This window comes from Streptomyces sp. NPDC058872 (assembly GCF_042743065.1).
Lineage (GTDB): Bacteria > Actinomycetota > Actinomycetes > Streptomycetales > Streptomycetaceae > Streptomyces.
In genome coordinates this window covers 42,050-53,397 of record NZ_JBHYMK010000055.1, presented here as the reverse complement: position 1 = coordinate 53,397, position 11,348 = coordinate 42,050, and the positions used below count along the sequence as shown (strand labels likewise).

Annotated in this window: 10 protein-coding genes; 2 read left to right on the top strand and 8 right to left on the bottom strand. The window is 69.5% G+C overall.

Annotated elements, in window-relative coordinates; all coding sequences use genetic code 11:
- Nucleotides 1–284: 284 nt before the first annotated feature.
- Both ACFW22_RS28210 and dapA read right to left on the bottom strand, forming a co-directional pair.
- Complete coding sequence (locus tag ACFW22_RS28210) at nt 285–1,970, bottom strand: ribonuclease J (protein ID WP_386409712.1); 1,686 nt, start codon at nt 1,968–1,970, stop codon at nt 285–287.
- A 100-nt stretch (nt 1,971–2,070) separates the two neighbouring features.
- A complete protein-coding gene (gene dapA / locus ACFW22_RS28205) occupies nt 2,071–2,970 on the bottom strand; it encodes a 4-hydroxy-tetrahydrodipicolinate synthase (RefSeq protein WP_386409710.1) in 900 nt (299 codons plus the stop codon).
- 338 nt (nt 2,971–3,308) lie between these two features.
- Between dapA and ACFW22_RS28200 the strand changes: the two genes are divergently transcribed.
- Both ACFW22_RS28200 and ACFW22_RS28195 read left to right on the top strand, forming a co-directional pair.
- Nucleotides 3,309–3,575, top strand: coding sequence for a hypothetical protein (locus tag ACFW22_RS28200; RefSeq protein WP_386409708.1), 267 nt, complete (start codon nt 3,309–3,311; stop codon nt 3,573–3,575).
- 54 nt (nt 3,576–3,629) lie between these two features.
- The gene (locus tag ACFW22_RS28195; RefSeq protein ID WP_386409706.1) at nt 3,630–4,190 is read left to right on the top strand and encodes a hypothetical protein; all 561 of its coding nucleotides are present in this window, start codon (nt 3,630–3,632) and stop codon (nt 4,188–4,190) included.
- Here the strand turns inward: ACFW22_RS28195 and ACFW22_RS28190 are convergent.
- The 6 genes from ACFW22_RS28190 to eccD all read right to left on the bottom strand — a co-directional run bounded on the left by ACFW22_RS28190 (nt 4,180) and on the right by eccD (nt 11,246).
- Nucleotides 4,180–4,632 carry a hypothetical protein gene (locus tag ACFW22_RS28190; protein WP_384887026.1) on the bottom strand — a complete coding sequence of 151 codons (453 nt, stop codon included), beginning with the start codon at nt 4,630–4,632 and terminating at the stop codon, nt 4,180–4,182. The two genes, ACFW22_RS28195 and ACFW22_RS28190, sit on opposite strands and share 11 nt — an antisense overlap.
- A gap of 5 nt (nt 4,633–4,637) precedes the next feature.
- On the bottom strand, nt 4,638–5,390 hold the full coding sequence (dapB, locus tag ACFW22_RS28185; RefSeq protein WP_386409703.1) for a 4-hydroxy-tetrahydrodipicolinate reductase: 753 nt from the start codon (nt 5,388–5,390) through the stop codon (nt 4,638–4,640).
- Between the two features lie 27 nt (nt 5,391–5,417).
- A complete protein-coding gene (locus ACFW22_RS28180; protein ID WP_386409701.1) occupies nt 5,418–6,797 on the bottom strand; it encodes a M16 family metallopeptidase in 1,380 nt (459 codons plus the stop codon).
- The gene (locus tag ACFW22_RS28175) at nt 6,794–9,013 is read right to left on the bottom strand and encodes a polyribonucleotide nucleotidyltransferase (protein WP_386409699.1); all 2,220 of its coding nucleotides are present in this window, start codon (nt 9,011–9,013) and stop codon (nt 6,794–6,796) included. The genes ACFW22_RS28180 and ACFW22_RS28175 overlap by 4 nt, the downstream gene beginning before the upstream one ends.
- 272 nt (nt 9,014–9,285) lie before the next feature.
- A complete protein-coding gene (gene rpsO / locus ACFW22_RS28170; protein ID WP_386409697.1) occupies nt 9,286–9,573 on the bottom strand; it encodes a 30S ribosomal protein S15 in 288 nt (95 codons plus the stop codon).
- Nucleotides 9,574–9,773: 200 nt separating this feature from the next.
- Nucleotides 9,774–11,246, bottom strand: a complete 1,473-nt coding sequence (eccD, locus tag ACFW22_RS28165) for a type VII secretion integral membrane protein EccD (protein WP_386409695.1) — start codon at nt 11,244–11,246, stop codon at nt 9,774–9,776.
- Nucleotides 11,247–11,348 lie beyond the last annotated feature (102 nt).

Genomic DNA, 11,348 nt, shown 5'->3' with positions numbered 1-11,348 from the left:
TCCATCGTTCCTGTTCCCAGGCCCTCCGGGCGCTTCCTTCGTTTCCGACTCTATCAGATCTTTCCGACCCGATTTCCTCGGTGCTTTCCGGTCCCGAATTTCTTTCCGAGGCCTTCCGGCGCTTTCCGACTTTATCAGATGTTCTGAGTCGGATTTCCCGCCTCCCGGTTCACCTTCCGGGCGCACTGGGGCGCTCGGGGTTTCCCGATCTGGCGGAGCCGTAAACGTACTGGAGCGGGGCGCCCCGATGCAAATCGAGGGGCCCCGCTCCGCTGTCCCGCTGGTCAGACCTCCACGACGACCGGGAGGATCATCGGGCGCCGGCGGTACGTGTCGGAGACCCACTTGCCGACCGTGCGGCGGATCAGCTGCTGGAGCTGGTGGGGTTCGACGACGCCGTCCTGGGCCGACTTGTTAAGGGCCTGGTCGATCTTCGGGACCACCGCGTCGAAGGCGGAGTCGTCGATCCCGGAGCCACGGGCGTGGACGTGCGGGCCGCCCACGATCTTGCCCGTCGACGAGTCGACCACGACGAAGACCGAGATGATGCCCTCCTCGCCGAGGATGCGGCGGTCCTTCAGGGACGTCTCGGTGACGTCGCCGACCGAGAGGCCGTCCACGTACACGTATCCCGCCTGGACCTTGCCGGTGATGCGGGCGCGACCGTCGACCAGGTCGACGACGACGCCGTCCTCCGCGATGACGATGTGGTCCTTGGGGATGCCCGTCATGGCACCGAGCTCGGCGTTGGCCCGGAGGTGGCGCCATTCGCCGTGCACCGGCATGAGGTTCTTCGGCTTGCAGATGTTGTAGAAGTACAGCAGCTCGCCGGCCGAGGCGTGGCCCGAGACGTGGACCTTGGCATTGCCCTTGTGGACCACGTTCGCGCCCCACCGCGTCAGGCCGTTGATCACGCGGTAGACCGCGTTCTCGTTGCCCGGGATCAGGGAGGACGCGAGGATCACCGTGTCGCCGGGGACGATGCGGATCTGGTGGTCACGGTTGGCCATGCGGGACAGCGCCGCCATGGGCTCGCCCTGGGACCCCGTGCAGACCAGCACGACCTCGTCGTCCGGCAGGTCGTCGAGGGTCTTCACGTCCACGACCAGTCCGGCCGGGACCCGCAGGTAGCCGAGGTCACGGGCGATGCCCATGTTGCGGACCATCGAGCGGCCGACGAAGGCGACCCGACGGCCGTACTCGTGGGCGGCGTCGATGATCTGCTGGATGCGGTGCACGTGGCTGGCGAAGCTGGCCACGATGATGCGCTTCGGGGCGTTGGCGAAGACGTTCCGCAGCACGTTGGAGATGTCGCGCTCCGGCGGGACGAAGCCCGGGACCTCTGCGTTCGTCGAATCGCTCAGGAGGAGGTCGATGCCCTCCTCGCTGAGCCGCGCGAAGGCATGGAGGTCGGTGAGGCGACCGTCCATCGGCAGCTGGTCCATCTTGAAGTCGCCCGTGTGGACCGCCATGCCCGCAGGGGTGCGGATGGCGACGGCGAGGGCGTCCGGGATGGAGTGGTTGACCGCGATGAACTCGCAGTCGAAGGCGCCGAGCCGCTCGTGGTGCCCCTCGGCCACCTCCAGGGTGTAGGGGCGGATGCGGTGCTCCTGCAGCTTGGCCTCGATCAGGGCGAGGGTCAGCTTGGAACCGATCAGCGGGATGTCCGGCTTCAGGCGGAGCAGGTAGGGGACGCCGCCGATGTGGTCCTCGTGACCGTGCGTGAGCACGATGCCCTCGATGTCGTCGAGGCGGTCACGGATGGTGGTGAAGTCCGGCAGGATCAGGTCGACGCCGGGCTGCTCCTCCTCGGGGAAGAGGACGCCGCAGTCGACGATGAGCAGACGGCCCTCGTACTCGAAGACCGTCATGTTCCGGCCGATCTCACCGAGACCACCGAGGGGGGTGACGCGCAGGCCGCCCTTGGGCAGCTTCGGCGGGGCGCCGAGTTCGGGATGCGGATGACTCAAAAGACTCTCCTCACCATGCGCGCCACGTACCGTTCGGGCACGTGGCGCGCATGACAATCGTGCACTTGCCGTTGTCAGTGTTCAGTTGTGAAGTCCGATGTCAGAGTTCTACCCCGCCGGCTGCCAAGTCGACCTTGAGCTGCGCGGTCTCCTGCGCGGAGAGCTCGACGAGCGGCAGCCGCAGGGGGCCGGCAGGCAGGCCCTGGAGGGCGAGGGCGGCCTTGGTGGTCATGACGCCCTGGGTGCGGAACATCCCGGTGTAGACCGGGAGCAGCTTCTGGTGGATCTCGGTCGCCTTCTGAACCTCTCCGCCGAGGTGGGCGTCGAGGAGGGCGCGGAGCTCGGGGGTGACCAGGTGGCCGACGACGGAGACGAAGCCGCAGGCTCCCACGGAGAGCAGCGGCAGGTTGAGCATGTCGTCACCGGAGTACCAAGCGAGGCCCGAGCGGGCGATGGCCCAGCTCGCGCGTCCGAGGTCGCCCTTGGCGTCCTTGTTGGCGACGATGCGGGGGTGCTCGGCGAGGCGGACGATCGTCTCGGTGGCGATCGGGACGCCGCTGCGGCCGGGGATGTCATAGAGCATCACGGGGAGGCCGGTGGCGTCGGCGATGGCCGAGAAGTGTCGGTACAGGCCCTCCTGGGGGGGCTTGTTGTAGTAGGGCGTCACGGCGAGGAGGCCGTGGGCCCCGTCGCGCTCGGCGGCGCGGGCGAGCTCGACGGAGTGGTGCGTGTCATTGGTACCGACGCCGGCGACGACGTGGGCGCGGTCGCCGACGGCCTCCAGGACCGCCCGCACGAGCTCCGATTTCTCCGCGTCGCTGGTGGTCGGGGACTCGCCGGTGGTGCCGTTGATGACGAGGCCGTCGTTGCCTGCGTCCACCAGATGGGTGGCGAGCCGCTGGGCGCCGTCGAGGTCGAGTGCGCCGTCCGCCGTGAAGGGCGTGACCATGGCGGTGAGGACCCTCCCGAAGGGGGTCTGCGGAGTGGAGATCGGAGCCATGGGTAACACGCTACTCGCTGCTCAGCGCCGGGTGTCCCCTAGGGGGACGGGAGAAAGGGATCCCGGCGCTGCCTGCTCGGGGGTTCAGGCAGCGCCGGGTCCGTTTGATCAGCCTAGATGAACTTCACTAAACGTCGCAATACGGACACTTCCCATCGTGTGTTCGGACATATGTGCCCTCCGGAACCGCACGATCGGCCAGTTCTCACATCCGTCGGCCTCCCCGCCCTCCTCCCGAAGGATGAGATACGGCTGCTGTGATGAAAAAGGGCACCGAAACCACCGTTTCGTCGTCTGTACCTGTGACACAGGACGACGAAAGAAGGAGAGTGGCCCCGATGTTCCTCCCCCAGACCCCGCCGGGAGGTAGCCCCGGGGAAGAGGCCGTGCCGTTCGCGTTCGTCGCGGAGGCGGACCACTTCCGCAGTAACGTCACTCCACCGCCCCGGGAGCGCCTCAGCCCCTCCCAGGTCGTGGGTCGCGCGCTGCTCGGGTTGACCATCGTGGCCGGCCTCGTCGGCTCCCTGGTCCTCGGGATGCCCTCGCTCCAGTCCGGTGACCCGGCCGGTCGTCAGCAGCAGTCCGAGGCCTCCGACAACCGCTGAGGTAGCCTCACCGGGCACTGCCCCTTCGAGCGTGCTGATGAGTGAGGACCTGCCGTGCCCCTGCCCTTCCTGACGGCCGACCGTGCTTTTGACACGACCGACCACGTCGCCCTGCCGTTCGACGACCACGACCAGTGGCGCCGTCCGTACCGGCCGGGGTCCTGGCGGGTGGGGACGGCCGCGCTCGCGCTGCTGCTCGCTTCGTTCGTGCTGCTCGCCGCAGTGATCATTGCGGCGGCGGGAGCCTTCGGCGGCGCGGCCGTCACCTTCGGCATCGCCGTGCTCATCATCGCGAGCGCCCTGCGCATGTTGCGCATGGGCACCTGGGTGAGCCGCGCCGGCATCCGGCGGGTGGGCTTCCTCGCGACCTCCACCGTGCCCTGGACGAAGGTGACCTCCGTCCGGACCGCCCAGCAGCCGGTGCGCTGGCTGGGGCTCCCCCGCACGGTCCAGGGCCAGGCCCTGGTGCTCGACCGGCGGGCCGGTGAACAGCTCCTGCTGCTCACCGACCACAACTCGGACTTCCTCTCCCGCGTGGAGGCCTTCGACCGGGCGGCCGACACCATCGAGGCCTGGAACGCCGAATACGGCACGGGCCAGACGGCTACGCGCTGACCGGACGCCCCTCGTGGAGCGCGATGGCCCGCTGCATCGCCTTGCGGGCCCGGGGGGTGTCCCGTGCGTCGTGGTAGGCCACCGCGAGCCGGAACCAGCAGCGCCAGTCCTCGGGCGAGTCCTCCGCCTCGGCCTTGCGCCGGGCGAACACCTCGTCGGCGGAGTCCCGGTCGATCCGACCGCCCTCGGTGCGCTTCAGCTCGTCGACGGGCAGGCCGCCCTCGGCCTCCAGCTCCGCGGCGAGGCGGTTGGCCCGGCGCGCGAAGCTGGTGTTCTTCCAGAGGAACCAACCGCCGACGGCCGGCAGCAGGAACGCCACCGCGCCCATGCCCATGGCGGCCGGTTCCCCCGTGAGGAGGAGGAGCACGCCCTCCATCGCCACCACGCCGAAGACGAGGACGAGGACGGTGGCCAGGAATACGTATGTGATCTTTCCGCCCATGACCGTCAGCCCAGGTCCAGGAAGTTCTCCAGGCCGAAGGTGAGGCCCGGGGCGGAGGTCACGCGGCGGGCGGCCAGCAGGATGCCCGGCATGAAGCTGGAGTGGTGCAGCGAATCGTGGCGGACGGTGAGGGTCTCCCCCTCACCGCCGAGCAGCACCTCCTGGTGGGCGAGGAGCCCCCGGAGGCGTACGGCGTGCACGGGAACGCCGTCCACGTCCGCCCCCCGCGCCCCGTCGAGGGCGGTGGTCGTGGCGTCGGGCTGCGGGGCGCAGCCTGCCTTCGACCGGGCCTCGGCGATCAGCTGGGCCGTGCGGGTGGCGGTGCCGGAGGGGGCGTCCACCTTGTTCGGGTGGTGCAGCTCGACGACCTCGACCGACTCGAAGTACGGGGCCGCGATCTGTGCGAACTTCATGGTGAGGACCGCGCCGATCGAGAAGTTCGGCGCGATGAGGACACCGGTGTCCGGGGAAGCGGCGAGCCAGGAGTTCAGCTGCGCGAGGCGCTCTTCGGTCCATCCGGTGGTGCCGACCACGGCGTGGATGCCGTGGCCGACGCAGAAGTCGAGGTTCTGCATGACCGAGTCGGGGGTGGTCAGCTCGACGACGACCTGGGCGCCCGCCTCGGTGAGCGCTTCCAGCCGGTCGCCGCGGCCGAGGGCCGCGACCAGTTCCATGTCCTCGGCCGCCTCGACGGCCTTGACCGCCTCCGAGCCGATGCGGCCCCGTGCACCGAGGACCGCCACGCGCAGCTTGCTCATTGCTCTGAATTCCTTAAGTGCTCGGGGTCAGGAGACCGCTTGGTGGAGGCGGTCCGCCTGCTTGTCCTTCAGCGGGCCTATCACCGAGAGCGAGGGCCGCTGGTTCAGTACGTCGTGGGCGACCTCGCGGACCTCGTCCGGGGTGACGGCGGCTATGCGGGCGAGCATGTCGTCGACCGACATCTGGGTGCCCCAGCACAGTTCGCTCTTGCCGATGCGGTTCATCAGCGCGCCGGTGTCCTCCAGCCCCAGGACGGTAGAGCCGGAGAGCTGGCCGACGGCCCGGGTGATCTCCTCGTCCGTGAGGCCGTCCGAGGCGACCTTGTCGAGTTCGTCCCGGCAGATCTTCAGGACGTCGTGGACCTGGTTCGGTCGGCAGCCCGCGTACACGCCGAAGAGGCCGCAGTCGGCGAAGCCCGAGGTGTACGAGTACACGCTGTAGGCCAGGCCCCGCTTCTCGCGGACCTCTTGGAAGAGCCGGGAGGACATGCCGCCGCCGAGGGCGGTGTTCAGCACTCCGAGGGCCCAGCGGCGGTCGTCGGTGCGGGCCAGGCCCGGCATCCCGAGGACCACGTGGGCCTGCTCGGTCCTGCGGGTCTGGAGCTCGATGCGGCCGGCCGTGCGGAGGCTCCGCACTCCCTGACGGGGAGCGACGGGAACCGCATCGGTGCGGGTGAGGGCGCCGGCCTTCTCGAAGGCCCGGCGGACCTGGCGCACCACGGTGGCGTGATCGATGTTGCCCGCGGCGGCGACGACCAGATGGGTCGGGTCGTAGTGCTTCTTGTAGAAGCGGGCGATCTGGCCGCGGCTCAGCGCGTTGATCGTGTCGACGGTGCCCAGGACCGGACGGCCCAGCGGGGTGTCACCGAACATCGTCTGCGCGAACAGTTCGTGCACCACGTCGCCCGGGTCGTCCTCGGTCATCGCGATCTCTTCGAGGATGACGCCGCGCTCGGCGTCCACGTCCTCGTCGAGGATGAGCGAGTCGGTGAGCATGTCGCAGACGACGTCGATCGCCAGCGGCAGGTCCGTGTCGAGCACCCGGGCGTAGTAGCAGGTGTACTCCTTCGCCGTGAAGGCGTTCATCTCGCCGCCGACCGCGTCGATCGCGGCGGAGATGTCGAGGGCGGACCGCTTGCGGGTGCCCTTGAAGAGGAGGTGCTCCAGGTAGTGGGTGGCGCCGTTGAGCGTGGGGGTCTCGTCACGGGAACCGACGTGTGCCCAGATGCCGAAGGTGGCGGAGCGCACGGAGGGGAGGGTCTCGGTGACGATCCTCAGTCCTCCGGGGAGGGTCGTGCGGCGGACCGTGCCGATGCCGTCCTTGCCCGGGAGGAGCGTTTGGGTACGGGCGACGGCCCGCCCCTCCGAAGAGGGGCGGGCCGTCGCGCGGGAACTACGGGACGTCACTTGGCAGCGTCGTCCTTGTCACCTTCGGCGGCGTCCTCGTCCGCGATCACGGGGATCAGGGAGAGCTTGCCGCGCTGGTCGATCTCGGCGATCTCGACCTGGACCTTGGAGCCGATCGCGAGCACGTCCTCGACGTTCTCCACGCGCTTGCCACCGGCGAGCTTGCGGATCTGCGAGATGTGCAGCAGGCCGTCCTTGCCCGGGAGCAGGGAGACGAAGGCACCGAAGGTGGTGGTCTTGACGACCGTGCCCAGGTACCGCTCGCCGACCTCCGGCATGGTCGGGTTGGCGATGCCGTTGATCGTGGCGCGGGCGGCCTCGGCGGCCGGGCCGTCGGCGGCACCGATGTAGATGGTGCCGTCGTCCTCGATCGTGATCTCGGCGCCGGTGTCCTCCTGGATCTGGTTGATCATCTTGCCCTTGGGGCCGATGACCTCACCGATCTTGTCCACGGGGATCTTGACGGTGATGATCCGCGGGGCGTTCGGGGACATCTCGTCCGGGGTGTCGATCGCTTCCATCATCACGTCGAGGATGTGGAGACGGGCGTCGCGGGCCTGCTTGAGGGCCGCGGCCAGGACGGAGGCCGGGATGCCGTCCAGCTTGGTGTCGAGCTGGAGGGCGGTGACGAACTCCTTCGTACCGGCGACCTTGAAGTCCATGTCGCCGAAGGCGTCCTCGGCACCGAGGATGTCGGTGAGGGCGACGTAGTGGGTCTGGCCGTCGATCTCCTCGGAGATCAGGCCCATGGCGATGCCGGCGACGGGGGCCTTGAGCGGCACACCGGCGTTCAGCAGCGACATGGTGGAGGCGCAGACGGAGCCCATGGACGTCGAGCCGTTGGAGCCGAGGGCCTCGGACACCTGACGGATCGCGTAGGGGAACTCCTCGCGGGCCGGGAGGACCGGCACGATGGCGCGCTCGGCGAGGGCGCCGTGGCCGATCTCGCGGCGCTTGGGCGAGCCCACGCGACCGGTCTCGCCGACGGAGTACGGCGGGAAGTTGTAGTTGTGCATGTAGCGCTTGCGGGTCACCGGGGAGAGGGTGTCCAGCTGCTGCTCCATGCGGAGCATGTTGAGGGTGGTGACGCCCAGGATCTGGGTCTCGCCACGCTCGAACAGCGCCGAGCCGTGCACGCGCGGGATGGCCTCGACCTCGGCGGCGAGCGTACGGATGTCCGTGATGCCGCGGCCGTCGATGCGGACCTTGTCCTTGATGATCCGCTCGCGGACCAGCTTCTTGGTCAGCGCGCGGTAGGCACCCGAGATCTCCTTCTCGCGGCCCTCGAAGGCCGGGAGGAGCTTCTCGGCGGCGAGCTCCTTGATGCGGTCGAGCTCGGTCTCGCGCTCCTGCTTGCCGGCGATGGTGAGTGCCTGGGCGAGCTCGTCCTTGACGGCGGCGGAGAGCGCCTCCAGGACGTCGTCCTGGTAGTCGAGGTAGACCGGGAACTCGCCGGTGGGCTTGGCGGCCTTGGCGGCGAGGTCCGACTGGGCCTTGCAGAGCACCTTGATGAAGGGCTTCGCGGCCTCGAGACCGGCGGCGACGACCTCCTCGGTCGGCGCCTCGGCGCCGCCCTTGACCAGCTGGATGGTCTTCTCGGTGGCCTCGGCCTCGACCATCATGATCGCGACGTCGCCGTCCTCGAGGACGCGACCGGCGACGACCATGTCGAAGACGGCGTCCTCGAGCTCGGTGTGCGTCGGGAAGGCGACCCACTGGCCGTTGATCAGGGCGACACGGGTGCCGCCGATCGGGCCGGAGAAGGGCAGGCCGGCCAGCTGCGTGGAGCAGGAGGCGGCGTTGATCGCGACCACGTCGTAGAGGTGGTCGGGGTTGAGCGCCATGATCGTCTCGACGATCTGGATCTCGTTGCGCAGGCCCTTCTTGAAGGAGGGGCGCAGCGGGCGGTCGATCAGGCGGCAGGTGAGGATCGCGTCCTCGGAGGGGCGGCCCTCCCGGCGGAAGAAGGAGCCGGGGATCTTTCCGGCTGCGTACATCCGCTCCTCGACGTCGACCGTCAGGGGGAAGAAGTCGAGCTGGTCCTTGGGCTTCTTCGAAGCGGTGGTCGCCGAGAGGACCATGGTGTCGTCGTCGAGGTAGGCGACGGCGGAACCGGCGGCCTGCTTGGCGAGGCGGCCGGTCTCGAAGCGGATGGTGCGGGTGCCGAAGGTGCCGTTGTCGATGACGGCCTCGGCGTAGTGGGTCTCGTTCTCCACTATGGGTTTCTCCTACGTATTCGTCTTTGCGTCTTTCGGCCCGTGTGGCCGGGGACGGTGATCGACGGGGACGGAGAAGCTCGCCTCAAATGCGGGCCGGTCTTCGATCGAAGCACCCGGGACTCTTTCCCGGGGGCCACTACCGAGGACCGGCGGCTCCTCGCCCGTCGTATGGGGTTGTGCGACCAGACTAAGTGGCGATGTGCACTTTGCGCACGTACAGCAAAGGGAGCGGCCCCCTAAAAGTGGGAACCGCTCCCTCGTGCAGCGTCTTACTTGGCGCCGGCCGCACCGCGGCGGATGCCGAGGCGGTCGACCAGCGCACGGAAGCGCTGGATGTCCTTCTTGGCCAGGTACTGCAGCAGGCGGCGGCGCTGGCCGACCAGGATCAGCAGACCACGGCGGGAGTGGTGGTCGTGCTTGTGCTGCTTGAGGTGCTCGGTCAGGTCCGAGATGCGGCGGGACAGCATCGCGACCTGGACCTCGGGGGAGCCGGTGTCGCCCTCCTTGGTGCCGAACTCGGCCATGATCTGCTTCTTGACGGCGGCGTCGAGAGCCACGCGGATCTCCTCAGTAGTGTTCGTGCGCCCGTGAGTGCCCCTGGTCTTGTTCTCAGGGGAAGCTTCCGTGACTCGACGGGCGAAGGTCCGATGGGCGCAGCTTCCAGAGGTTTCCGAGTGACCTCGGGTTTCCGGAAGCGCGTACACAAACGGCCGTCACACAGCGTACCAGCTCGCCGGAGCTCCCCGTGATCCGGTTCCTACTTGCTGGTGAGGGAGCGGACGGTCGAGAAGACGTCGAGGACGGCGAGGCAGAGCGGAACGAGGGAGAGCAGGACGAAGGCCTCGGCCAGATCGAGGAGACGGCCCCAGAACGGCGAGAGGCCCTTCTTCGGGATGATCAGGCCGATCGCGGTGATCAGCGCGGCCCCGGCGGCGACGGAGGCGGTGAGCCAGATCGTGCGGATGTCCAGCCCGCCCCGGTCCCCGTACATGAGGAGGTCCTTGACCAGGTCGGCCGGCGGGTTGAGGGAGAGGCCGAGGACGAGCAGGGCGATGGCCGCGATTCCGGCGACGAGGACGCAGACGACCTGCGAGGTGTAGCGGAAGAGGCGGGCGCGCAGCAGCATCGCGAGGCCGGCGGCGAGGGCGAGGAGCTGGCCCCAGACGTTTCCGGCGAAACCGAGGACGGCCGCCGAGCCGACGAGGACGGCCGCGCAGCCGCCGACCAGCCCGAGGAGCATCTCGTGGCCGCGGCGGGCCTGCAGGGCGATGCGCTCGCCGTCGACGGGCTGCGCCTCCTCGCCCTGCTGCGGGTCGGTGGAGAACTCGTCCTCGGTGGCGCTGCGCGGGGCGGCGTAGCCGATGGGGAGCCGGGCGAAGCGGGCGGAGAGGCCGGGCAGGAAGGCGACGAGGCCGAGGGCGACGGGGGCGCAGACGGCGGCGGCCTCGGTGGCGGTGGCCTCGGTGAGGATCACCAGGAAGGTGGCGAGGGTGCCGATGCCGGCGAGGAAGGTGGCGGCGACGAAGGGGGCGTCACCGCTGGGGGTGAGTGCGACGAGGGCGACGGAGGCCACGAGGACGGTGACGCAGCCGAGGAGGAACTGCAGGCGGCCGGGGCCCTGGCCGGCGTCGGCGGCGATGATGCCGGAGCCGGCGATGAGGAGCAGGGGGAGTGCGCCGAGGCCGAGGGCGACGGCGGTCGCCCGGTCGGCGTAGACGCGGGCGCGGACGCCGGCGAAGGCGGTGAGGAGGATTCCCGCGGAGCCCGCGATCACCCCGGGGAGGCTGTGCATGTCGTGGCGGACCGGGTCGGCGAACCAGAGGACGAAGCCCATGAGGACGAGCAGCAGGACTCCGCCGAGGAGGCCGGCGCCGCGCAGCAGGTCGTCGCTCCACAGGTGTCGGTCGCGGGTGACGGCGGAGGCGACGGCGTCGGAGACGTCGTCGTAGACGGCGGGCGGGAGGGACTGCGCGAAGGGGCGGAGGGAGAGCACTTCGCCGTCGAGGACCTGTTGGGCGGCGAGGGTGCGGGCGCCGTCGAGGACGGATCCGTCGCGGCGGACCAGGTGGTAGCCGGTCGGGGTGCCCGGGTCCTGGGTCTGTCCGGTGAGGCGCAGGATCTCCGGGTAGACGTCGGCGACGGCGATGTCCTCCGGGAGCGCGACGTCGATGCGGCTGTCCGGCGCCACGACGGTGACGCGGCAGAAGCCGGTCGCTGCGGTCGTACTCACGTGTCTGGACCCCCTGATTCGCGGTTGCGCACGATGCGCGCGCCACCCTACCGGGGACCGGTGGAGGGGGCTGCAAGTAGGATCGCCGTCCCATGGGGGAAG

Excerpts from the sequence above, each read along its gene's own strand:
- dapA (WP_386409710.1), bottom strand. The coding sequence starts at position 2,970 with ATGGCTCCGATCTCCACTCCGCAGACCCCCTTCGGGAGGGTCCTCACC.
- ACFW22_RS28200 (WP_386409708.1), top strand. The coding sequence starts at position 3,309 with ATGTTCCTCCCCCAGACCCCGCCGGGAGGTAGCCCCGGGGAAGAGGCC.
- ACFW22_RS28190 (WP_384887026.1), bottom strand. The coding sequence starts at position 4,632 with ATGGGCGGAAAGATCACATACGTATTCCTGGCCACCGTCCTCGTCCTC.
- dapB (WP_386409703.1), bottom strand. The coding sequence starts at position 5,390 with ATGAGCAAGCTGCGCGTGGCGGTCCTCGGTGCACGGGGCCGCATCGGC.